Annotated in this window: 22 protein-coding genes; 10 read left to right on the forward strand and 12 right to left on the reverse strand. The window is 55.2% G+C overall.

What is annotated here, in order from left to right; all coding sequences use genetic code 11:
- Positions 1-77: 77 nt before the first annotated feature.
- The 5 genes from WH50_RS15620 to WH50_RS15640 all read left to right on the forward strand — a co-directional run bounded on the left by WH50_RS15620 (position 78) and on the right by WH50_RS15640 (position 5,047).
- On the forward strand, positions 78-437 hold the full coding sequence (locus tag WH50_RS15620) for a histidine triad nucleotide-binding protein (RefSeq protein ID WP_104151960.1): 360 nt from the start codon (positions 78-80) through the stop codon (positions 435-437).
- 250 nt (positions 438-687) lie between these two features.
- A complete protein-coding gene (locus WH50_RS15625; protein ID WP_110188146.1) occupies positions 688-1,629 on the forward strand; it encodes a bifunctional enoyl-CoA hydratase/phosphate acetyltransferase in 942 nt (313 codons plus the stop codon).
- On the forward strand, positions 1,629-2,828 hold the full coding sequence (locus WH50_RS15630) for an acetate/propionate family kinase (protein WP_110188147.1): 1,200 nt from the start codon (positions 1,629-1,631) through the stop codon (positions 2,826-2,828). Before WH50_RS15625 ends, WH50_RS15630 begins: the two co-directional genes overlap by 1 nt.
- A gap of 270 nt (positions 2,829-3,098) precedes the next feature.
- On the forward strand, positions 3,099-4,250 hold the full coding sequence (locus tag WH50_RS15635) for a pyridoxal phosphate-dependent aminotransferase (RefSeq protein ID WP_110188148.1): 1,152 nt from the start codon (positions 3,099-3,101) through the stop codon (positions 4,248-4,250).
- Complete coding sequence (locus WH50_RS15640) at positions 4,238-5,047, forward strand: amidohydrolase (RefSeq protein WP_110188149.1); 810 nt, start codon at positions 4,238-4,240, stop codon at positions 5,045-5,047. Before WH50_RS15635 ends, WH50_RS15640 begins: the two co-directional genes overlap by 13 nt.
- 191 nt (positions 5,048-5,238) lie before the next feature.
- Here WH50_RS15640 and WH50_RS15645 read toward each other — a convergent pair whose 3' ends face one another.
- The 10 genes from WH50_RS15645 to aroQ form a co-directional block, all read right to left on the reverse strand.
- Positions 5,239-5,610 carry a DOPA 4,5-dioxygenase family protein gene (locus WH50_RS15645; protein ID WP_207780338.1) on the reverse strand — a complete coding sequence of 124 codons (372 nt, stop codon included), beginning with the start codon at positions 5,608-5,610 and terminating at the stop codon, positions 5,239-5,241.
- A gap of 181 nt (positions 5,611-5,791) precedes the next feature.
- Positions 5,792-7,078, reverse strand: coding sequence for a phosphoribosylamine--glycine ligase (purD, locus tag WH50_RS15650; RefSeq protein WP_110188150.1), 1,287 nt, complete (start codon positions 7,076-7,078; stop codon positions 5,792-5,794).
- Between the two features lie 57 nt (positions 7,079-7,135).
- Entirely contained in the window at positions 7,136-8,719 is a 1,584-nt protein-coding gene (purH, locus tag WH50_RS15655) for a bifunctional phosphoribosylaminoimidazolecarboxamide formyltransferase/IMP cyclohydrolase (RefSeq protein ID WP_110188151.1), read from the reverse strand.
- 152 nt (positions 8,720-8,871) lie between these two features.
- Positions 8,872-9,183 (reverse strand): DNA-binding transcriptional regulator Fis, encoded by a 312-nt coding sequence (gene fis / locus WH50_RS15660; RefSeq protein ID WP_104152005.1) that lies wholly within the window; start codon positions 9,181-9,183, stop codon positions 8,872-8,874.
- A 6-nt stretch (positions 9,184-9,189) separates the two neighbouring features.
- Positions 9,190-10,179: a tRNA dihydrouridine synthase DusB gene (gene dusB, locus WH50_RS15665; RefSeq protein ID WP_207780339.1), complete on the reverse strand. Its 990-nt coding sequence runs from the start codon at positions 10,177-10,179 to the stop codon at positions 9,190-9,192.
- Positions 10,180-10,266: 87 nt separating this feature from the next.
- On the reverse strand, positions 10,267-11,370 hold the full coding sequence (locus tag WH50_RS15670; RefSeq protein WP_110188152.1) for a zinc-ribbon and DUF3426 domain-containing protein: 1,104 nt from the start codon (positions 11,368-11,370) through the stop codon (positions 10,267-10,269).
- Position 11,371: 1 nt separating this feature from the next.
- Positions 11,372-12,265 carry a 50S ribosomal protein L11 methyltransferase gene (gene prmA / locus WH50_RS15675; protein WP_110188153.1) on the reverse strand — a complete coding sequence of 298 codons (894 nt, stop codon included), beginning with the start codon at positions 12,263-12,265 and terminating at the stop codon, positions 11,372-11,374.
- 120 nt (positions 12,266-12,385) lie between these two features.
- Positions 12,386-13,732: an acetyl-CoA carboxylase biotin carboxylase subunit gene (accC, locus tag WH50_RS15680; protein WP_110188154.1), complete on the reverse strand. Its 1,347-nt coding sequence runs from the start codon at positions 13,730-13,732 to the stop codon at positions 12,386-12,388.
- A 27-nt stretch (positions 13,733-13,759) separates the two neighbouring features.
- Positions 13,760-14,233, reverse strand: coding sequence for an acetyl-CoA carboxylase biotin carboxyl carrier protein (gene accB / locus WH50_RS15685; RefSeq protein ID WP_110188155.1), 474 nt, complete (start codon positions 14,231-14,233; stop codon positions 13,760-13,762).
- 25 nt (positions 14,234-14,258) lie between these two features.
- Positions 14,259-14,702 carry a type II 3-dehydroquinate dehydratase gene (gene aroQ, locus WH50_RS15690; protein ID WP_104151949.1) on the reverse strand — a complete coding sequence of 148 codons (444 nt, stop codon included), beginning with the start codon at positions 14,700-14,702 and terminating at the stop codon, positions 14,259-14,261.
- A gap of 621 nt (positions 14,703-15,323) precedes the next feature.
- Here aroQ and WH50_RS15695 point away from each other — a divergent pair.
- The 3 genes from WH50_RS15695 to WH50_RS15705 all read left to right on the forward strand — a co-directional run bounded on the left by WH50_RS15695 (position 15,324) and on the right by WH50_RS15705 (position 19,277).
- Positions 15,324-17,279 (forward strand): bifunctional diguanylate cyclase/phosphodiesterase, encoded by a 1,956-nt coding sequence (locus WH50_RS15695; RefSeq protein WP_165838445.1) that lies wholly within the window; start codon positions 15,324-15,326, stop codon positions 17,277-17,279.
- 65 nt (positions 17,280-17,344) lie between these two features.
- Complete coding sequence (locus tag WH50_RS15700; RefSeq protein ID WP_110188157.1) at positions 17,345-18,364, forward strand: DUF2333 family protein; 1,020 nt, start codon at positions 17,345-17,347, stop codon at positions 18,362-18,364.
- 133 nt (positions 18,365-18,497) lie between these two features.
- Entirely contained in the window at positions 18,498-19,277 is a 780-nt protein-coding gene (locus WH50_RS15705; protein ID WP_110188158.1) for a ParA family protein, read from the forward strand.
- A 153-nt stretch (positions 19,278-19,430) separates the two neighbouring features.
- Here WH50_RS15705 and ppa read toward each other — a convergent pair whose 3' ends face one another.
- On the reverse strand, positions 19,431-19,964 hold the full coding sequence (ppa, locus tag WH50_RS15710) for an inorganic diphosphatase (RefSeq protein ID WP_104151945.1): 534 nt from the start codon (positions 19,962-19,964) through the stop codon (positions 19,431-19,433).
- Between the two features lie 185 nt (positions 19,965-20,149).
- On the opposite strand from ppa, the gene WH50_RS15715 reads away from it, so the two are divergent.
- A complete protein-coding gene (locus tag WH50_RS15715) occupies positions 20,150-20,896 on the forward strand; it encodes a hypothetical protein (RefSeq protein ID WP_110188159.1) in 747 nt (248 codons plus the stop codon).
- A gap of 107 nt (positions 20,897-21,003) precedes the next feature.
- On the opposite strand, the gene WH50_RS15720 is transcribed toward WH50_RS15715, so the two are convergent.
- On the reverse strand, positions 21,004-21,996 hold the full coding sequence (locus WH50_RS15720; protein ID WP_110188160.1) for a class 1 fructose-bisphosphatase: 993 nt from the start codon (positions 21,994-21,996) through the stop codon (positions 21,004-21,006).
- A gap of 207 nt (positions 21,997-22,203) precedes the next feature.
- Between WH50_RS15720 and mpl the strand changes: the two genes are divergently transcribed.
- On the forward strand, positions 22,204-23,595 hold the full coding sequence (gene mpl, locus WH50_RS15725; protein WP_110188197.1) for a UDP-N-acetylmuramate:L-alanyl-gamma-D-glutamyl-meso-diaminopimelate ligase: 1,392 nt from the start codon (positions 22,204-22,206) through the stop codon (positions 23,593-23,595).

Below are 23,595 nucleotides of genomic sequence, written 5' to 3' on the forward strand. Positions count from 1 at the left end.
GCTATGGTAGAGTGCCAAAATCAGTGCTGTAGCCGATCCTGACCATCTGTTATTTCACGTTATAAAAAGAGTGTCTTATGACTATTTTCAGCAAAATTATCGCCCGTGAGATTCCCGCCGACATCGTTTATGAGGATGACCACGTACTGGCCTTTCGCGATATCAACCCACAGGCTCCCCTGCACCTGCTGATTATTCCCAAACAGGAAATCCCTACGATCAACGATATTGAAGAGCAGCATGAAGTGCTGATTGGCAAACTGTTTACGGCTGCTGCCCGCATTGCCAAAGCGGAGGGCATTGCCGAGGACGGCTATCGTGTGGTGATGAACTGCAACCAGCATGGTGGCCAGACGGTTTACCACGTGCACCTTCACATGCTGGGCGGTAAGCCGATGGGGTGGCCACCTTATACCGAGCACATGAAGCAGGGCTGAAGAGTGATGGCTCAGCGGAGCCGGATCAAACGCTGAGCAAATTATATTCATCAATGGCACCGTCGGGGCTTGATGCCCGACAGGTGCACTTGTACTCTAGTTGTGCGTTGCACAATAGAGAGGTTGTGCGTTGCACAATAGAGAGGTTGTGCGTTGTACAATAGAGGCAGTTTGTAACGTTTTTGATCGATCCAGAAGTACCGGGCGTTATGCCTACCTCCCCCGCCACCTTGTGTCTATGGGAGTACGTATGTCCTTCAGTATTCTTAATGCTCCGGCCCATGGCCAGCTGGAGTATTTCATTGATCTGGCCAGACAAACGGCCCCCATGCCCACTGCCATTATTCATCCGGTGGATGACAACAGTTTGCAGGCCGCCCTGGAGGCTCATCAACAACGCCTGATTGAGGCTGTACTGGTCGGGCCGCGGCAGAAAATCGAGGCCTGTGCCGAGCGCTGTGATCTGGATATCTCGGCACTGCGGCTGGTCGATGTGCCACACAGCCATGCTGCCGCCGCAGAGGCCTGTACGCTGGTGCACCGGCAGGAAGTCAGGGCGCTGATGAAAGGCGGGCTGTCTACTGACGAGGTGCTCAGTGCCGTACTCGATAAAAGTAACGGCATTCGTACTGATCGGCGCCTCAGCCATCTGTTTGTGTTCGATGTCCCGCTTTATCCCAAACCCCTGTTTCTCACCGATGCCGCCATCAATATCAGCCCTTCCCTGGCAGACAAGAAAGACATGGTGCAGAACGCTATCGATTTCTGTCTGGCCCTCGGTATCGCTCAGCCCAAGGTTGCCATTCTGGCTGCGGTAGAGAAGGTTAATCCCAAGATGCAAAGCACGCTGGATGCAGCGGCACTGTGTAAGATGGCTGACCGTGGTCAGATCTGTGGTGGGCTGCTGGATGGCCCGCTGGCACTGGACAATGCCATTTCTGCCGAGGCCGCCGCAGACAAGCATATTCGCTCAGCGGTGGCGGGAGATGTTGATATCCTGCTGGCACCTGATCTTGAGGCGGCCAATATGCTGGGCAAACAGCTGATCTATCTGGCAGGGGCCAAGTCAGCGGGACTGGTGCTGGGAGCGCAGGTGCCACTCATTCTTACCAGTCGAGCAGAGAAAACCCAGGGGCGTCTGGCTTCCTGTGCTCTGGCCGCGTTGTTTATGCAGCCAAAGGAGGCAGCATAATGCGAATTCTGACTCTCAATGCTGGCTCTTCCAGCGTCAAGGCGAGCCTGTTCGTTTACCGTGACCAGCAGTGGTTGTGTGAGCTGACGTACCAACTCAGCCAGCTCAACGACAGCCCACGGGTACGCTGGCATTGGCATGACCAGGTGGAAAATAACCAGCTGTTGTCATGGAAGAGTCTACCGCTGGAAATGCGCCACAGTGCTGCGTTGTCGCAGGTGATCGGGCTGGTTAAGGACGCCGGACTGTTGGAGGAAGTGGCAGCCGTAGCTCATCGGGTCGTGCACGGAGGTAGCCAGTTCACCAGGCCTGTCATTGTGGATAAAGAGGTCATGCAGCAACTGGGGGCACTTGAGCCTCTGGCCCCGCTGCACCAGCCCTACAATCTGAATCTTATTCGACTGGCACAGGAAGCGTTGCCGAATGTGCCGCAGGTTGCCTGTTTTGACACCATGTTCCATGCCGGACAGCCCCGCATGGCACGACTGATGGCCATTCCGCGCAAGTATCTCGATCAGGGGGTGCTGCGCTATGGCTTTCACGGCCTGTCCTACGAGTACGTCTATTCCCGATTACAGGAACTGGCTTCCCGTCAGGCGGACGGACGGGTGATTATTTGCCATCTGGGCGCTGGATCCAGTATGTGCGCTATCCAGCACGGGCAAAGTGTTTCGACCTCCATGGGCTTTACTGCACTGGAAGGGCTGCCGATGGGTACCCGCTGTGGCCAGATTGATCCGGGGGTGCTGGTACATCTGCTGCGTGAGGAGCAGTGGGATGCTGACCAGCTGGAGCGTTTTCTCTACAAGGAGTGCGGTTGGCTGGGACTGTCTGGGGGCATCAGTAGCGACATGGTCAAACTGCATCAGGCGGGCGTGCCTGAGGCCGAGGAGGCCATCGATTATTTCGTGCATGCCTGTGTGAAGGAAATAGGCAGTCTCACCGCCGTGTTGCGTGGACTGGACGCCATCGTGTTCACTGCCGGTGTGGGTGAGCATGACGCCGTGATCCGGGAAAAAATTCTCTCGCAATTAGGCTGGCTCGGTGTCGATTGGGATACGGACGCCAACCAGCAGCATCGACACTGTGCTCACAAGCCAACCAGCCGGGTCGGTGTGTGGATCATACCAACCAACGAAGAAATGATGCTGGCAGAGCACGGCAGTCGGGCAGTCAAGGCGTTACGCCTGTTCAAGTGATCTCCTGACTGCTCTTCATTTAGCGATAGCCCGGTTGTGCGCGGGTTGTTGTTGAACATCTGGCCTCTTTCAATCCCTCGCTCGCCAGCTACAATCAGGTGACCTGTTGTTGGCCGTCATGCGTGAACATGTACGATGACCGCCAACAAAATCTGACGATGCATATTGGCTGATGCTTCTGCCCTGCGCCCAGTGTGATTCAGGAGGGGAAGGGGGCGGATAAGCCAGCGCTCAAGGTATGCGTCACCTTGCCAGGATGCCCAGACCAAAATGAATTATCCATCGAGTAAACTGCCCCAGGTTGGTACGACCATCTTTACCCGCATGTCACAGCTGGCGGCAGAGCAGGGTGCAATCAACTTATCGCAGGGGTTTCCCGATTTCGATGGCCCGGCACTGCTGAAGGAACGGGTCTGTCACTATCTGCTCAATGGTCACAATCAGTATGCGCCGATGACGGGTGTTCCTGCCCTGCGTCAGGCCATCGCCAGCAAGATCAAGTCGTTATACAGCTACAGTGCCAATGCAGACAGCGAAATCACGGTGACCTCTGGGGCGACGGAGGCTATCTTTGCCGCCATTGCTGCCCTCGTTGGCCCGGGTGATGAAGTCATCGTGTTTGACCCAGCCTATGATTGCTATGAACCAGCGATCAGCCTCAATGGTGGCATTACCCACCATCTGCCCTTGCTGCCCCCCCATTTCGTCATTGACTGGGATCGCCTGAAAGACGCGCTGCACCGCAAAACGCGTATGGTGATTGTGAATAACCCTCACAATCCGACCGGAGCCGTGTTCAGCCGTGCGGATCTGGATACGCTGGCCGAACTGCTGCGTGGCAGTGATACGCTGCTGCTGGGCGATGAAGTCTATGAGCACATTGTGTTTGACGGCCAGCCTCATCTGAGTTTGCTCTGCCATCCAGAGCTGGCGCAGCGTTCGGTGGTCGTGTCGTCATTTGGCAAAACCTATCACACCACGGGCTGGAAGGTAGGCTATGTCGTCGCCCCCGCGTTATTGTCGGCCGAGGTGCGCAAGGTGCATCAGTACCTGACGTTCAGCACCAGTACGCCGTTCCAGCTGGGGCTGGCCGATTTTCTGGAGGCGGAGCCGGATCACTATCTGCAGTTGCCGAACTTTTATCAGGCCAAGCGTGATGAGTTCTGTCAGCTGCTGGCGGGGAGCCGATTCAGGCTGACACCCACGCGGGGGACATACTTCCAGTTGCTCGATTACAGTGCCATCAGTGACAGGGTCGATGTCGAGATGGCTGAGTGGCTGACTCGTGAAGTGGGGGTGGCGGCTATTCCGATCTCTGTCTTCTATTCGCAGCCACCAGCCGATTTGCGCTGGTTGCGTTTCTGTTTCGCCAAGGGTTCTGAAACCCTGCAGAAAGCCGCGGAGCGTCTATGCAAGATTTAACGACTCAGACTGACGGGCGTCAGGATCTGCGGATTGCCATAGTGCAGTCTGCTCTGGTGTGGCAGGACTGGGCTGCTAACAAAGCGCAGTTCACTGCCAGAATTGAGTCACTGGCGGGGCAGGCCGACGTTATTGTTCTGCCGGAAATGTTCACCACCGGATTCAGCATGGATACGGCCACCAGTGCACAAAGCATGGATGGCGACGCGGTGAACTGGATGCGGGCTATGGCAGAAAGCAGTGGTGCGGTGATTTGCGGCAGCATGGTCATGGAGGAGCCGGGAGTAGGCTTCACCAACCGTTTCCTGTGGATGCCGCCTGCCGGAGCTTACAGCTACTACGATAAACGGCACCTGTTCCGCATGGGGGCAGAGCACCAGCATTACCAGAGTGGCGACCGGCGTGTGGTGATCGATTATCGCGGATGGCGAATCTTGCCGCTGGTCTGTTACGACCTGCGTTTCCCGGTGTGGAGCCGTAATCGTCAGGATTACGATCTGATGGTGCTGGTTGCCAACTGGCCAGCCAAGCGCAGTATGCACTGGAAGGTGTTGAGTCAGGCGCGTGCCATCGAGAACCAGGCCTATGTCGCGGTGTGCAATCGCGTTGGCGAGGATGGCAATGGCTGGTCGTTCAGTGGTGACTCTCGCATCATTTCGGCTGAAGGAGAAATCTTGGCTGAGCTGGAGCCAAATGCAGACGGGGTATTGCTGCACACACTGAGCAGTGACAAGCTCACACAGTATCGGGAAGGCTTTCCCGCCTGGCAGGATGCCGACAGCTTCACGCTGTCCTGACAGGAGCTACCTTGAACCATTGCTGGCAGTAACACTGCCAGCAACCTTCTTCTTAATATCCGCCTGTCGCAGAGCGTGTTCACGCTTTGCTGTGCGTTGTGACACGTCGCAGAGATCGATCTCCGCTGTGCTCATTCGGGTATGCTGGCTCATGATTTTCCAGCCGCAAACGCCGCTTCGTGTTGGGCCACTCAGCGAAAGACATCCAGATGCAAACTACTGGGCTGGCCTAGCCATGAGGCGTGTGCCGTGTGATCCAGCAGATTGTCGCCAGTGACACCGTGCACCAGTACATCCAAACCCTGACGATGTTGCTCCAGCCACCGGATCACTTCTTCAAAATTGTGCTTATCGAAGGCCAGCTGGCAGCTCCACTGAGGGTGAGGGCCTACTAACTTCTGATGAATGCGCCCCACCTGTACTGCCAGCTCGGCACCCGCTTGCTGAACCAGTGCTGTTGCTTGCGCCAGTGAGCTGGAATCAAAGTAGACATGGGCATGGTAGTGGTCGAAGTCATTTCGCGGGCGAGGGATGACTTGCGCAGAGGTGGTTGAGGCGCTCATGGCTTGGAAGTTTCTTCATTTATGGCGTTGGGTAAGTATGGCTGTGAGAGGGGAGCAGACCAAGGCCAATGCAGGAAAGGCACTATTGCACAGCAATGAACTAATGGCAGAAATAGTAACGGCCGGAAGTCCGGCCGTTCCCAGAGGTTGCAAACAGCGATAGCGTTCCTGAAAACGCCGGTTACTGCTGTTCTTCGCGGGCAATGGCACGCCAGGCAATATCAGTACGGAAGAACATGCCTTCCCAGCTGGTCTGGTGTACCAGCTCATAAGCACGTTGCTGAGCTTCCTTGACGCTGTTCCCCATGGCCGTCACACACAGTACCCGGCCACCGTTGGTGACAGGCTGACCATTTTCCAGTCGGGTACCCGCATGGAATATCTTGGTTCCCTCGGGCAGAGTTGCGGGCAGACTGATGACATCCCCCTTGGGATAAGAGCCGGGGTAACCTGCTGCGGCCAGGACCACACCAATGCTGGCCCGTTCGTCCCACTCGGCATGGGTCTGATCCAGACGCTTATCCAGCGCGGCCTGACACAGTTCCAGCAGTGAGGATTGGAGGCGCAGCATGATGGGCTGGGTTTCTGGATCACCGAAACGGCAATTGAATTCGATCACCTTGGGTGTGCCGTCGGCGGTAATCATCAGGCCCGCGTAGAGGAAGCCGGTGTATTCATTGCCTTCGGCGGCCATGCCTCGCACGGTAGGAAGAATCACTTCGTTCATGGCGCGCTGGAAAACGACGTCGGTAACTACCGGGGCTGGGGAGTAAGCTCCCATGCCGCCTGTGTTGGGACCGGTATCACCATCACCGACACGTTTATGATCCTGGCTGGTGGCCATGGGCAGGACATGTTCGCCATCGACCATGACGATAAAGCTGGCTTCTTCACCTTCGAGGAACTCTTCAATCACTACCCGGCAGCCTGCTTCACCAAAGGCGTTACCTGACAGCATATCGCGCACGGCTTCTTCGGCTTCAGCCAGCGTCATGGCAACAATGACGCCTTTGCCTGCGGCCAGACCGTCGGCCTTGATAACAATGGGAGCACCTTTTTCACGCAGGTAAGCCAGCGCAGGCTCGACTTCGGTGAAGTTCTGGTATTCCGCAGTAGGAATCTGATGGCGGGCAAGGAAGTCTTTGGTAAAGGCTTTGGAGCCTTCCAGCTGCGCAGCCCCTTTGGTCGGGCCAAAGATGGGCAGATCACGTGAGCGGAACAAATCCACTACACCTGCTACCAACGGCGCTTCGGGACCAACAATCGTCAGATCGACATTATTCTGTGCAGCAAAATCTGCCAGTGCATCCAGTGCCAGCACGTCGATGGCGACGTTTTCTAGCTTGGCTTCGAGTGCTGTGCCCGCGTTTCCGGGGGCTACGAAGACTTTCTCTACCTGCGGATGCTGAGCTACCTGCCAGGCGAGGGCGTGTTCACGGCCACCGTTGCCAATTACGAGTACTTTCATCTGTTTGCTCTCTTCAGCAAGACAGCGGGAGGCAGAGTCTGCCTCCCGCAGGGTGGATTAGTGACGGAAATGACGCATGCCGGTAAAGACCATGGCAATGCCATGCTCATTGGCTGCATCGATCACTTCCTGATCACGCATTGAACCACCGGGCTGGATGACGGCAACGATGCCTGCTTTGGCTGCTGCATCAATACCATCGCGGAAGGGGAAGAAGGCATCGGAGGCCATCACTGAACCGGGAACGGTCAGACCTTCGTCTTCTGCCTTGATACCCGCGATACGGGCACTGTACACCCGGCTCATCTGTCCGGCGCCAATACCCACGGTCATGCCGTCTTTGGCGTAAACAATGGCATTGGACTTGACGTATTTGGCGACTTCCCAGGCGAATAGCAGGTCACGCATTTCCTGCTCGCTGGGCTGACGCTTGCTGACGACTTTCATATCTGCCAGTTCAACCATGCCCAGATCGCGATCCTGAAGCAGCAGACCGCCGTTGACTCGTTTGTAATCCAGCTCTGGCGCACGGTCACTGTCCCAGTCGCCACAGGCCAGCAGGCGCACGTTTTGCTTGGCTGCGACGATAGCGCGGGCTTCGCTGCTGACACTGGGAGCAATAATCACTTCAACGAACTGACGGTCGATGATGGCCTGAGCGGTCTGGGCGTCCAGCTCACGGTTGAAGGCAATGATGCCACCAAAGGCAGAGGTCGGGTCGGTTTTGAAGGCGCGGTTGTAGGCATCCAGAAGGGTATCGCCAATGGCAACGCCACAGGGGTTGGCGTGCTTGACGATGACGCAGGCCGGATCCTTGAAGGGCTTGACGCATTCCAGAGCCGCATCGGTATCCGCCACGTTATTGTAGGAAAGTTCCTTGCCTTGCAACTGATTGGCGGTGGAGACACTGGCTTCCTGAATCACTGGCTCAACGTAGAAAGCGGCACGCTGATGAGGGTTTTCCCCGTAGCGCATATCCTGCTTTTTCACCAGCTGAGTGGAGTAGGTGCGAGGGAAGTCGCTGACCTGAGTACCCATTTCGTTACGCGCACCGAGGTAATTAGCAATCATGCCATCGTAGCGAGCGGTATGTTCAAATGCCTTGACGGCCAGATCATAACGCAGGGCCAGGGTCAGCTGATTGTCGTTGCTGTCCATATCGCTGAGGATGCGATCATAGTCGGCAACATCGGTGACGATAGCGACATGGGCATGGTTCTTGGCAGCTGCACGAACCATAGTGGGGCCACCGATATCGATGTTCTCGATAGCGTCTTCCCAGCTGCAGTCAGGACGGGCTACGGTCTGGGCGAAGGGGTAGAGGTTGACGACAACCATGTCGATGGGGGCAATGTTGTGTTCTGCCATCACTTCGTCATCCTGGCCACGGCGACCGAGGATACCGCCATGCACTTTAGGGTGCAGGGTCTTGACGCGACCATCCATCATTTCCGGGAAACCGGTATGGTCAGAAACTTCGGTCACTTCTACACCGGCCTGTTTCAGCAGCTTATAGGTGCCGCCTGTCGACAGCAGGGCGACGCCACGTGCCTGCAGGGCTTGGGCAAACGCCAACAGTCCGGTCTTGTCGGAGACGCTGAGAAGAGCGCGGCGAACAGGAGAAAGATGTTGGTCAGACATGGTATGCAATCCAGATTCTAATGGGGCAGCAAGTAAAAGCATGGGGTGACTGGCTGGGCTGGCACTGCCCGGCAGTGGAACAATCCACTATGTGCAGTCAAATTTGACCAAAAGGTCAAAAAGAAAAAAGGCGGACAATGCCGCCTTTCTACTTACAGTAATCCGTACTGTTTGAGTTTCTTCCGCAGGGTGCCGCGGTTCAGGCCCAGAACCTGTGAGGCTTTGGTCTGATTGTCCTTGGTGTAGTGCATAACGGTCTCAAACAAGGGCTGTTCGATCTCCGCCAGCACCATCTCGTACACATCGCTTACGGGTTGGCCATCTAACTGTTTGAAGTAGTTATCCAGAGACCGTGCCACGGTATCACGCAGGGTCTGGGCAGTTTCCTGAGGAACCACTGCTGTATGCACCTTGGTGGGCGATTCATTGAGCGTGTCTTGGGTATTCAGTTTAGTCAGTGCCATATTCATTTAAGCCGCTACCTCGTTATCGGCATCTCGCTCACTAAAGAAGTGCTCGAGCGCCTCTATTTGCGCTTCGGAGGTTTCTATCTGATTAAAAAAACGTCGAAATTCGTTACCGCCTGGCTGAGCTGCCAGGTACCAGCCAACATGTTTTCGCGCTACACGCGTTCCAAGCACGTCACCGTAAAAGGTGTGTAGCCCTCGCAGGTGCTCAAGTAAGATCGAGTGCAACTCTGCGAGTCGGGGTGCTGGTAGTGCCTTCCCAGCACGAAGAAAGTGATCAATCTCGCGAAAGATCCAGGGCCGTCCTTGCGCTGCCCGGCCAATCATCACCGCATCGGCTCCGGTATGCTGGAGCACCTCACGGGCTTTGGTCGGGCTGTCGATATCGCCATTGGCAAATACCGGAATACGGACACTCTGCTTGATCGCCGCAATGGTGTCGTACTCGGCATGCCCGGTAAATTTGTCCTCACGTGTCCGGCCGTGCACCGCCAGAGCCTGGATACCCAGGTCTTCAGCCAGTCTGGCAATGGTCATGCCATTGCGCAGCTCCTGACTCCAGCCAGTGCGGATCTTCAACGTCACAGGAACGTCAACGGCAGCGACTACGGTCTGCAGAATCTCGGCAACCAGCCTTTCATCTTTCAGTAGTGCCGAACCTGCCGCCTTGTTACATACCTTCTTGGCCGGGCAACCCATATTCAGATCAATGATCTGGGCACCCTGTTCCACGCTCAGGCGGGCGGCATTAGCCATACTTTCAGGGTCACCACCTGCAATCTGCACGGAGCGAGGTGCTGGTTCATCAAGATGAATCATACGCAGCTGCGACTTGCGCGAATGCCAGAGGTGATGATTGGCCGTCAACATTTCAGAAACCACCAAACCCGCGCCCATACGCTTGCACAAAGTCCGGAACGGTAGATCGGTAACCCCTGCCATGGGGGCCAGGATGACCCGGCTATCAATGGTATAGGGACCAATTCTGAACACGTATTTTTCCCGGATAGATAAGGCTGGCTAAGCGCCTGAAAACCCCAAAAAATGAGGGTCAGGTGGGCAGTTTCTGAACAAGGGGGGCTATTCTACTCTTTCAGGCTTGGGTGGGAAAGAGGGAATTCGGGCGTCTGCCGCATAGAGGTGCAGGGCATATCCGACCGAGGGGGCACCCGGATCCTGCAGGGTAAAGCTGATGTTGACCGGCGTGTTGACGGGCATTTCCTTGGCGTCTTCCAGATCGCCACCCAAATAGTCAGTGGAGGTGATATAACGCTGTGCGCGTGGGTGTCCCTGCAGATCATAAAATACCAGTCCGAGTACTGGGTAGGGCTGGGTATAACTCGCCTGATTAAGCAGCGTCAGATTGACCTGCAACAGATTACTGTATTCCTGATGGTCGCGAATGGATAAGGCTGTGCTGCTGATCTTGTCGACATCACTGCGAGGGTGCAACTGGCAGGGAAGTGAGCTACAGCTCCATTGAATAAAAGCCCCAAGGGGGGGCTGCCAGGCCAGCTGCTGACGCTGCCACCAGATCCATTGCAGAGGGAGTGCCAGCAGCAATAGCAGGGTCCAGGCCAGCAGGCCGTTACTCAGTTTGGGCACGGGTTCATGCCAGTGCAGATGTTCCTCGTCATGCAGATTTTCCAGCGCCTGCAGGGGGCTCAGCGTCAGCACATCACTGTCTGGTCTCGAGCTTTGAGTATTGTTCGGTGCAGGAATGCCTGAACTGACCTTTGCCGCTGCGTGCGAAGCAGTCTCAGCCATGTTCTGGCGCCGCGTCGGCGCTGGTTTGCTGTTAGCCGGTATCGCCGTTGGGTGCGCGGGTGCTGCAGGCTGTGCCTGTGCTGGTGCGGGTCGCTTGTCATCGTGCACAGGTGTCGACTGTGCTGATGCTTGCGGCGAGGGTGTGGCTGCAGCGTCAGGTTCTCTGGATTTGGGGGCCACCACAACGTGATGCAGACTGGGTCGATCTGCTGATGGCCTGATGGGAGGACGGCTATTGGCCTGGGGCGTGGCGCTGGCCGGTTCTGGCTGGCTGCTCAGCATATGCTGAGCAGCCATGAATACATGATGGCAGACGCCGCAACGGACTCTCCCCCCGGCCTGCTGCAGTTGCCGTTGTTCCAGTTTAAAGGCGGTCTGGCACGCCGGGCAGCGGGTAATCAGGTGGGAGAGTGGCATCTCAGAAGCGTATTCCTTCCAGGCGACCCCAGTCTTCCACAATCACTGGGGGCGACATTGTGTAATAGGGCTGGTAGGCAGCACTGACCTCTTCTGCCTGATGAGAAAGAATGCCTGACAGCACGATCTTTCCTTCAACATGACACAAGGCGGCCAGGGTGGGCGCAAGGCTGACCAGCGGACCTGCGAGAATATTAGCTACCACAACATCAGCCTGCAATTCCGGCATCTGCTCGGGGTACAGTGTCATCAGTCTGGAGGAGTGAATGCCATTGCGCTGGGCGTTGTCGCGAGTAGCTTCCAGTGCCTGTGGATCAATGTCCACGGCATAGACCATGCGCGCTCCCAGTAGTAGTGCAGCGATGCCGAGTATGCCTGAACCGCAGCCATAATCGATCACTACCTTGTCTTTCAGGTCCTGAGCTGCGAGCCAGCGCAGGCACAAGGCTGTGGTGGGGTGGCTGCCGGTACCAAAAGCCAGGCCAGGATCGAGAATCAGGTTGGCTGCTTCGGGATCAGGTGTGGGCTTCCAGCTTGGGCATACCCAGAAATGCTCGCCAAACTGAATGGGCTCAAAGTGCTCCATCCATGCACGTTCCCAATCTTTGTCTTCCAGAATTTCTACTTTGTGTGCAGGGAATGTCTGGCCAGGGTGGCCTGCCAGGTAGTGTAGCTGCAGGGTAGTGAGCGCTTCTTCGATATCCGTATCGGCAGTGAACAGGCCAGTCAGTGTGGTATTGCTCCACAGTGGAGTGGATCCTAGTTCGGGCTCATAGATAGGTTGGTCCTCATTATCCTGAAAGGTGACTGATACGGCACCAACGGCCAGTAGCAAATCTTCCAGTTCTTCCGCTTGCTCAGGTTTGATTTCCAGACGAATCTGAAGCCAGGACATGATTAGTCTCCTGTAAAAAGAAAAAGCCTCTTTGCCACCGCAGTAGCAAAGAGGCGGGAGGCTGGACTGCGCAGCATCAGCATGATGCCAACAGGCCAGGGGCTCCAGGAAATACCGGAATCAGTGTTCTGAGCCCAGCTTCTTCTCTAGGTAGTGAATATTGACACCGCCTTTGGCGAACTGGCTGTCACGGACCAGATCCTTGTGTAGCGGGATGTTGGTCTTGATGCCGTCAACAACCATCTCATCCAGTGCAACTCGCATACGTGCCAGGGCGGTTTCACGGTTGTCACCGTGAGTGATCAACTTGGCAATCAGCGAATCGTAATAGGGTGGGACGGAGTAGCCACTGTACAGGTGAGAGTCGACACGCACACCGAAACCGCCAGCAGCATGGTAGGTTTTTACCAGACCGGGGCAGGGCATGAAGGTGCGTGGATCTTCTGCGTTGACGCGGCACTCAAAGGCATGACCCTTGATCTTTACTTCTTCCTGACGGAACGACAAGGGCATGCCGGAGGCAATGCGCAATTGTTCCTTGACGATGTCGATGCCAGTGATCATCTCGGTAACGGGATGCTCAACCTGAACACGTGTGTTCATCTCGATGAAGTAGTAGTTGCCATCTTCGTAGAGAAACTCGAAGGTGCCCGCGCCGCGATAACCGATGGTGATACAGGCATCCACACAGGACTGCAGCACAGCCTGACGTGCGGTTTCATCTACCAGTGGTGCAGGAGCTTCCTCCAGCACTTTCTGGTGACGACGCTGCAAGGAGCAGTCACGGTCATACAGATGAATGGCGTTGCCCTGGCCGTCAGCCAGTACCTGCACTTCAATATGACGTGGGTTCTCGAGGAACTTCTCCATATACACGGTGCTGTCGCCGAAAGCCGCCTTGGCTTCGGTCTGGGTTACGCTGACTGAACTCAGCAGATCGGCTTCGGCGTGCACCACGCGCATACCGCGACCACCACCGCCTGCTGCCGCCTTGATGATGACAGGGTAGCCAATTTCGAGAGCAATCTTTTTCACTTGCTCAGCGTCGTCTGGCAGAGGGCCATTGGAGCCGGGAACGGTGGGGACACCAGCTTCTTTCATGGCTTTGATGGCCGAAACCTTGTCACCCATCAGACGGATGACACTGGCGGTTGGGCCGATAAAGACAAAACCGCTTTTCTCTACCATTTCGGCGAAGTTAGCGTTTTCAGCCAGAAAGCCGTAACCGGGGTGAATGCCGGAGGCATCGGTAATTTCCGCCGCCGCAATCAGGCGAGGAATATTCAGATAGCTTTCCGTTGATGAGTTCGGGCCAATGCAAACGGCTTCGTCTGCCAGACGAACGTGTTTCAGATCACGGTCGGCTTTGGAATGGACAGCTACTGTCTTGATGCCCAGCTCTTTACAGGCTCGCAAAATGCGCAACGCGATTTCGCCGCGGTTCGCAATCAGGACTTTTTCCAGCATGAGCGTTTCCTTTAGCGGTAGCGTGTATTAAGCAATAACGAACAGGGGCTGATCGAACTCAAGTGGCTGGCCATCTTCCACCAGAATTTCCACAATGGTGCCGGCCTTGTCTGCTTCGATGTGGTTCATCATCTTCATGGCTTCGATAATGCAGATCTTGTCGCCAGCATTGACGCTGGAGCCCACTTCCACGAATGCCTTGGTGCCTGGCGCTGGTGAGCGATAGAAGGTGCCTACCATTGGGGAGGTCACAATGTGACCCGCGGCGATTGCCTTGCCGGCTTCAACAGGTGCTGCAACAGGTGCAGGTGCGGCAGCCTGGACTGGCGCGGCCTGCACAGGCATTGGCGCGGGCGCGTAGGCAGGAGCATAGGCTGCGGCAGGTACTACATTGGAGACACGGCTGATGCGTACCGACTCCTCGCCTTCTTTAATCTCGATCTCGTTGATATCGGATTCTTCCAGCAGTTCGATAAGCTTTTTTACTTTACGGATATCCATGAGCATCTTTCTCATTCAGGGAACGTTAGTCCCGCTCCAGCATTGACAGTGCAGCTTGCAGGGCGAGGGAGTAACCTTGAGCACCCAGTCCGCAGATCACCCCGACCGCCACATCGGAAAAATAGGAATGATGACGGAAGGGTTCACGTTTATGCACGTTGGACAGGTGAACCTCGATAAAGGGAATCGCAACGCCACTCAGGGCGTCTCGGATGGCAACACTGGTGTGGGTGAAAGCCGCCGGATTGATCAGAACAAAGTCGACCTTTTCCGTGCGTGCCTGGTGAATACGCTCTACCAGCAGGTGTTCAGCATTGCTCTGAAAAAAGTCCAGGCTGTGGCCGCTGGCTGTGGCCTGGGCTTCGAGCATGGCTTGGATATCGGCCAGCGTGGTGTAACCGTAGACCTCCGGCTCACGTGTGCCGAGAAGATTAAGGTTGGGACCGTTGAGGACCAGAATCTTTGCCATAAATTCGCCGTTCCTGACATGCATTAGAACATCACCTGCACCTGACGGGGAGACTGTGGGTCTTCAATCAGGCAGAGACGTTTGCCAGCATTGCTGATATTAGTTAATGAGCTGCACCAGATATTGCTACTGCAACCTCCTGGAGCCGGGGCTTCCGAGGTTGCGTCACACCGTTGGCCTAGGCCGATGCGAATTGGCGGACTAGTTTGCCGAAAATTATCTTTATAGTCTAGTTACGCCTAATTTCACTTCAATGTTTGGCTGTTTCCTTGCAAGTTTCTTATTATTTTCCCCACGAAGCGAGGTTGGAACTGAGCAGAAGGGCTGTATTCTTGGAAACTCTGAAACAGTATTTTGGCGCGGATGGCTATATCAGTCCGGGTGATGGCAGACGTGTAAGTCTGTCGCGCAGGGGTGTGCAGTCAGCTGCAGTGTTCTATAGTTGCTGTGCCTATATTTAAGCTTTCCCTCATTTCAAGGCGGTTGTGCGCCTGTGTATGGGGTAAGGTTGCTGATCAATGCTGAGTCAGCCAGTTAGTCTAATCTAAGAGCAGCGTGTAATGACGGATAGCGAGATCAAAATGGTCGAGGATGGAAAGAGGGGAGCAACAGGAGGAACCCATGAGTTTGCGTAATGTGCTGTTCTCGTTCCTGGCCGGGGTGATGCTCGCGTTGTTGGCTTTGACCCTGTTTTCTGCGGTGCAGAATTATCGCAGTTATCTGCAGGCTCAGTTGCAGGCTCATGCCCAGGACGCTGCCACTTCTCTGGGGATTGTGCTGACCAACTCTGCGGCGTCCCAGGATGAAGTCACCATGCAGCAGATGATTGATGCTGTTTTTGATCGCGGTTACTACCAGCGTATCGAGTATCTGGATGTCAACGGTGAATCAAAGATCGTCAAGCAGACAGGCGGTGGTGTAGATGATCTGCCGGATTGGTTCGTGCGTTTTGCTGATCTGCCAGCGCCCATTGCGGAGGCGCATGTGACTAACGGCTGGATGCAGCTGGGGATGGTGCGAGTGCAGAGTCATCCGGCCGAGGCTTATCACGATCTCTGGGACTATCTGCAGAAGGTGTTTTTCCAGTTTCTGGCGGCGTTGGTGGTGGTGTTTCTCATCATGCGCTGGGTGCTCAATCGCGTTGTTATTTCTCCTCTGCAAGTGCTGGAACAGCACAGTAGTGCCTGGGCCGAGCGGCGCTTCAGCACTATCGATATCAAACCCTCTACACGTGAGCTGTCCAGTCTGGTCGGTGCCATGAATCGTATGGTCAAACGGTTGGAAAGCATTTTTTCTGAACAGTTGGGGCTGATTGAGCATTTACGCCGGCAGGTCAGTGAAGATGGCCTGACGGGGTTGCTCAATCGCTCTGCCTTTGATCAGCGTATCAGGCTGATGCTGAGCCTTTCCGAAGAAGGGGCGCGCAGTGGCGGTCTGATGCTGCTGCAGGTGCGGGGTCTTGAAGAGCATAACGTCCGCTATGGTCGGGAAGCAGGCGATGACATGCTGAAAAGGATTGCGCTACGCCTGCAGGAAGGAGTGCAAGCTTATGATGGCGCCCTGTTGGCACGGCGCTCCGGGACAGATTACGCGGTATTTATACCCGGATTGGCAGAGAATGATTTTGCCAGCCATGTGGAGAAACTGTTCAATCACGTTTCACGCATGGAGTCGGTTACTGCACCTGAATGGCGTGATCGGCTGCATTTGGGGGCGGTTTATCTCTATCCACAAACTACATTCGATTTGGGTGCAGCCTTCTCCGAAGCTGATGTGGCGTTGAGGGAGGCGCAGCAGAAGGGGCTGAATGCATGTCATATCAGTCGTTCACAGAGTAATAGTCGCTCTGCCAATGAGTGGCGCCACTTCCTTGAGGGGGCTATTGCCCGGGACGAACTGCTGCTCTATTACCAGCCTGTGTACTCGGCGAAAAAGGTTGTACTGCATCATGAGGTCTATGTGCGGCTGCAGGATGAGCACGGTGTGCTGGCCGCTGGTGAATTTCTGCCCATGGCTGAGCAGTTTGACCTTTTGCCGGCACTGGATCGTCAGGTGCTGCACAATTTGTTGCGACGCATGAGTTCCAAGGATGATGATGGTGCAGCTGCTTACTGCGTCAACATTTCCATTGCCTCATTGCAGGATGAAGGCTTCTGCTCCTGGTTGAAGGAGACTTTTCAGAGCCGCGCCAACGAAGCTGCGCGTATTGTGTTGGAAGTACCAGAGTATGCCTTGCGGCAGCATATGGATCTGCTGTTGTCGCGCATGCATGGACTGCGCTCGCAAGGTGTACGCTTCTCCATCGATCACTTCGGTGTTGGCGGGGTGCCTTTCGCCTATCTGAAGACAATGTCGCTGGAGTACGTCAAGGTGCACCGCAGTTTCGTACAGAATGTTCAGGACCGGCGGGAAAGTCAGTTCTTCGTTATTTCCATGGCTCAGATTGCTCATGGGCAGGATATTATGTTGCTCGCTGATGGTGTTGAAACTGAGGCGGAATGGCAGCAATTGCAAAGTCTTGGAGTCGATGGCGGTATGGGGTATTTCCTCGGCAGACCGCAAGCTCAGCCCAGTTGAGGGGCAGTAATGCCAACTCATCGGGTGATGTGTACTGGATACTGTTTGGATAAAAGGAAGTCTTGATGTTGGATCGTTTGTTGGTGTGGTTGTTTCCTGAGGAGGGACGCCTGTGGCTGCGCTGGGGTATCGCAGCAGTTGCTATTTATCTGCTAGGAGCTGTACTGGTCGGTTTGTACTGGTCTGCGAATCCTGACAGCTTTGACCCGGTGGCAGAGGCCAAGGTCATGGCTGAACAGCGTGGGCAGGAAAAGGTAGTCAATGGCTATACGACTACGGCGACTCTAATCAACGTGGCGGATATCCTGCTGCATAAACCTGGTGGTTACTTGCACAATGACATCTTTCCGCCGGGAGTATGGCTGGACAACACCCGTGCCTGGGAGTTCGGTGTGGTCGTGCAGGTGCGCGATATGGCTCGTGCATTGCGCAAGGACTTTAGCCGTTCGCAGTCACAGTCACGCGAGCAGACCGATCTGACCGTGGCCGAACCTCAGTTCTCTTTCAGCACCGATAGCTGGATGCTTCCTTCTACTGAAAGTCAGTATCAGGAAGGTATTAACGCGCTGTACCGCTATCTCGACAAGCTGAGCAATCCTACCAACGGTAACGCCGAATTTTTTGCTCGTGCAGATAACCTCAATAACTGGCTGGGTGATGTCTCTACGCGGCTGGGCAGCCTGTCACAGCGTTTGTCTGCCAGTGTTGGTCAGCGCGTGGTCAATACTGATCAATTGGAGCCGGGCAGTGATGAAGTGGCGACCGAAGATCAGACAGTGAAAACCCCCTGGCTGGAAATCGACAACGTATTCTATGAAGCGCGCGGAACGACCTGGGCATTGCTCGAATTCCTGCGGGCGGTTGAGCACGATTTTGGCCCAGCGCTGGCCAAGAAGAATGCACTGGTTAGTCTGCGTCAGGTAATTCGTGAGCTGGAGGGTACGCAGGAAACAGTTTGGAGCCCGATGATATTGAATGGTTCAGGCTTTGGCTTATTCGCTAACCACTCTTTGGTCATGGCAAATTACATCTCTCGAGCGAATGCTGCGATCATTGATTTGCGCGAGCTGTTGTCCAAAGGTTGATTGCAGATCCACACGGGGCCTCATTCGAGGCCCTTGTTGTATCTGCTGTTGGCGGCTTCCAGTCGGTCCAATCATTGCAGGTAATGCTGCGCCAATGTTATTTCTGGCAGTACGGGTGAGGGATGGAGGGGTCATGAAAAGGGTTGTCTTCAACCAGAAGGGTGGAGTGGGTAAATCAAGTATTGCTGTCAATCTGGCGGCAGTTGCTGCGCAGCAAGGGCGTCGCACGCTGGTGATTGATCTTGATACGCAGGGGAATGCCAGCCACTACCTGCTGGGCCATGACTACCTGCAGAAGGAGGAAGAGGGGCGGCATTCGTTATTTGACTTCTTTGAGTCCACGCTCAGTTTTCGCCTGCACGCTCCCACGCTGGATAGCTGTGTGTGGCCCACAGGCTACGACAATCTGTTTGTGGTGCCTGCGCATCCTGAGCTGCCGTCCTTGCAGTCCAAACTCGAAGCCAAGCACAAGATTTATAAGCTCAGGGATGCCCTGAATGACTTGTCGGGCTTTGACGAAATTTTTATTGATACACCGCCGGCTTTGAATTTTTTCAGCTTATCCGCGTTGGTCGCGGCAGAGGGGTGCCTGGTGCCCTTTGACTGTGACCAGTTTGCCCGGCAAGCACTCTATACCCTGCTCGACAATCTGCAGGAGACCCGAGCGGATCATAATCCACAGTTGGCGCTAGAAGGGATCGTTGTTAATCAGTTCGTGCCGCGGGCCAGCTTGCCGAAAAAGCTGGTGGCCGAGCTGAAAGGGGAGGGGCTGCCTGTTCTGGAGACAACCTTGCCCAGTTCAGTAATGATGCGTGAGTCGCATCAGTCGGCCGTGCCACTGGTGCATTTGGCTCCCAGGCATAAGCTGACTCAGGCGTTTGTGGGCTTGTGGCAGGATTTACAGCAGGGTTGAGCGGGGCTCTGTGTAGCGCGAGCGGAAGCAGGTTGGTATATGCGGACACGAGTGTAATCAGAAAAACAGCCCAGCTATATCTAGCCGGGCTGATAGCCTGTCTCTGTCGGTCTGCGGGAAGTATCAGCAGCCGTCAGAAAACCCAGGCGGTTATTACTGCTTGGCTTCGTAGTTCTTGACTGAGGTCAGAATAGCCTGGCGTGCAGCTTCGGCATCTGCCCAGCCATCAACCTTGACCCACTTGCCTTTGTCCAGGCCTTTGTAGTTTTCAAAGAAGTGCTTGATCTGCTGCAGCTGCAGTTCGGGCAGGTCAGCGATCTCTTTCACTTCTTTGTACAGCGGGCTCAGTTTGTCGTGTGGCACGGCTACCAGCTTGGCGTCTTCACCGGCTTCGTCGCTCATGTTGAGGATACCAATGGGACGGCAGCGAATCACAGAGCCGGGAACGACAGGGTAAGGAGTGATGACCAGCACATCCAGGGGATCGCCATCATCAGCCAGGGTGTTATTGATATAGCCATAGTTGGCTGGATAGAACATGGGGGCAGACATGAAACGGTCAACAAAGAGTGCATCGGCATCTTTGTCGATCTCGTATTTGACCGGGCTGCTGTTGGCGGGGATCTCGATGATTACGTAGATATCATTGGGCAGGTCTTTGCCAGCCGGTACGTTTACAAAGCTCATGGATGTAGCCTTCTGTGGTTAGCGGGTTTTGAACCCTGTACAAAAACATTTACAGAAACTGGGTGGGCAGTGATTATAAAAGGCCGTGGCGGGAAGACCAATACGACCTCTGGCTTTGTTATTGCTGTCTGCCTCTGTTTTCCTGCCTTTTCTCGTCCAGGCCTGAAGTTGTTGAGCATTTTGCTATGCCGGTTTGGTTAAAAACGATCGTTCTTATTACCCTGGCGGTATGTGCTGTTGCCTTTGTTTTGTTGTGGTGGCTGCGCCATCGTCGACAAATGCAGGCACGTCAGGCGACGTTGCGTTTTTACCTGAAATATCACCCCTTGTTAGTTGATGCTCTGGATGCCTTGCATGACTGTACGGTTGATCGGCGAGTTATTGAGCCCTATCGTCAGGCTTTGCAGCGATTAACCCAGGCACTGCGCCAGTACGGCCAGTTGACTGATGCCATGGAACGTGAGGCGGTAGATGTTATCAACATGGAGGTGCTGGAAAAGGACGAGTGGTTGTTGCTGGCTAAACACTCGCTACGGGAAGTGGAGTTTTATTCGCAACGTTTTCAGCTTGGTCTGAAAGCGCTGATTGCAGTCAGTGGCCAGGTTGGAGCCAGCCGGGAGGAGTTGATCCCGCTCAAGCGCAGTCTAATTCAGCTCACGTCAAAAATGCGGGTGTGTACCCTGATGCAGGTTGCGACGCATCTTGAGCATGAGGGCAAGCTGGATCAGGCATTGAACTGTTTTCATCAGGCGCAGCGCGAACTGAGCCGCTGGCGGAATCCGGATGCCATGCTGCGTGAGCAGTCGCGACGGGTAATGGAGGCATTGCAGCGATTACGCGATGTGGTAGATCAGAGCAATCCGCTGCTGCAGGCACTGCAGAAAGAAGAGCAGGGGGACGGTCTGCCGCAGGCTGCTCCCTATGATCTTTGAAGCCTTACAAGCTTCAGCGAAGAGGGGGCGTTTCGGTGGAGCAGGGTTAAAACGTCATGAATAGTAAGAAGGGAGCCAGGGCTCCCTTCTTACGAGTGTGTTTCCGCTTAGTCGCCCTGCTGGCTGCCAGCCAGACGGCGGTGGTAATCCAGAGCGATGTTTACTTCTTCTTTTGAACCGAGCACAACAGCGACGCGCTCGTGAATCCCTTTAGGCTGGATGCCCATGATATGGGTATAGGCATTGGTGCTCAGCCCGCCTGCCTGTTCAATCAGGAAGCTCATGGGGTTGCCCTCATACATCAGGCGCAGTTTGCCGGGTTTCTTCGGTTCACGGTAATCGTAGGGGTACATGAAGATGCCGCCACGTGTCAGGATGCGGTGCACTTCTGCAACCATGGAGGCAACCCAGCGCATGTTGTAGCGCTTGGCCAGAGGGCCTTCTTCACCTTTGAGCATGTCATCTACATAGCTCTGCATCGCATGTTCCCAGAAGCGCTGGTTGGACATGTTGATGGCAAATTCCTTGGTTGTAACCGGTACCTGAACCAGCTCGCGGGTCAGGAAGAAGTCGCCGGTATTGGCCAGGGTAAACATGTGGGTGCCCTTGCCCGTGGTCATGACCAGAATGTTGGAGGGGCCATAGAGCACATAGCCTGCGGCGACTTGTTTGCTGCCTTGCTGAAGGAAGGCACTCTCGTCATCGCCAGCCAGGTCAGTGGGTGCCTGCAGAATGGAGAAAATGGTACCGACAGATACGTTGACGTCGATATTGGAGGAGCCATCCAGCGGGTCAAAAGTCACCAGATATTTACCGTTGGGGTTGCCAGCAACGGGAAAGTCTTCCTCTTCCGAGGCGATGCCCTTGACCAGACTGCATGATAGTAAGGTCTTTTTCAGCAGATCGTTGGACAGTACATCCAGCTTCTTCTGAGTCTCTCCCTGAATGTTTTCTGCCCCGGCAGAGCCTAGAATACCGGCCAGTGCACCCTGCTTCAGCAGGTAGGCGACTTCTTTACAGGCCACCAGGAGCGTATCGATCAGCTCTATCAACTCCGGGGAGGTATGTTGTTCGCGCAGAAACTGATGCAGCCTTTTCATGCAATTTATTCCCTGTGTGTCCTGAGTGAGGCAGTATGTGTTCGAGTGCGGTCTTGATGGGCGCACTATCATACGTTATTAACATGCAATTTTCATGTAATCCCAAGGACGCTTTCTATGTCGGAGCAGCTTTCCGCTCATCCCGAAGTTGATCAACCAGTTATGAGCACCTCTGCTGCGCCCGGCATCGGGCAAGCCAATAAGCCCTTGCATATACATATTCTTGGCATCTGTGGCACCTTCATGGGGAGCCTTGCTGTGCTTGCCAAAGCGCTTGGCTATCAGGTCTCTGGCAGTGATGCCAATGTTTACCCGCCCATGAGCACCCAGCTTGAAGCCGCAGGCATTGCTCTCAGTCAGGGCTACAGAGTAGAGCATCTGCAGCCAAGGCCGGATCTGGTTATTATTGGCAATGCGTTATCCCGGGGTAATCCTGCGGTAGAAGCGGTGCTGGACTTGGGCATTCCCTACATTTCCGGCCCGCAGTGGCTGGCTGAGCACGTGTTACCGGAGCGCTGGGTGCTGGCCGTTTCAGGTACCCACGGTAAAACTACCACGGCGTCGATGCTGGCCTGGATTCTTGAGCATGCCGGCATGGCGCCGGGCTTTCTTATCGGCGGTGTGCCGCGTAATTTCAGTCAGTCAGCGCGTCTGGGCGATACTCCTTTCTTTGTTATTGAGGCTGATGAGTACGACAGTGCTTTCTTCGACAAGCGTTCCAAGTTTGTCCACTACCGTCCCCGTACCTTGATCATGAACAACCTCGAATATGATCATGCCGATATCTTTCCTGATCTTGAGGCGATCCAGCGCCAGTTTCATCATCTGTTACGTACGGTGCCTGCATCTGGGCGACTGATTTTTCCTGCTGAAGATGAAGCCTTGCAACGGGTGCTGACAATGGGGTGCTGGAGTGAGCAGGCTGCCACGACGATGGCTGCTGATCCGCAGAGTGGCGCCGTCTGGCGAGCGGAAAAACTGCGTGCTGATGGCGGCCATTTTCGGGTCTGGCATCAGGGGCAGGATGTGGGAGAGGTGCAGTGGTCGCTAACAGGTGATCATAGTGTCAGTAACGCGCTAAACGCAGTGGTCGCGGCGCACCATGTAGGGGTGTTGCCGCAACAGGCTTTGCTGGCGCTGGCAGAGTTTCAAACGCCGAAGCGGCGAATGGAAGTGCTGGGGGCGCCAGGTGGTGTAACGGTTTATGACGATTTTGCTCATCACCCTACGGCCATTGCGACCACCTTGCAGGGGCTGCGCCAGCGTATCGGTGAGGCCCCCCTGCTGGTGCTGATTGAGCCTCGCTCCAATACCATGCGTATGGGCGTGCACAAGGCCAGCTTGCCTGCATCAGTCAGCACTGCTGATGTGGTCTATTGGTATCAGCCTGAAGGATTGGACTGGCAGCTGGATGACGTGGTGGCCGCATGCCCGAATGCGGCTTCCCTGCTGCAGGACATTTCTGCCTTGGTTGAGCGGGTTGCCGCTGAGGCAACCCCCGGAAGTCATGTCGTTATCATGAGTAACGGCGGATTTGGTGGGATTCACGGCAAGCTCCTGTTGGCATTGCAACAGCGCTTCGCCGGGCAGGAGTGTTAA

This window comes from Pokkaliibacter plantistimulans (assembly GCF_003194385.1).
Lineage (GTDB): Bacteria > Pseudomonadota > Gammaproteobacteria > Pseudomonadales > Balneatricaceae > Pokkaliibacter > Pokkaliibacter plantistimulans.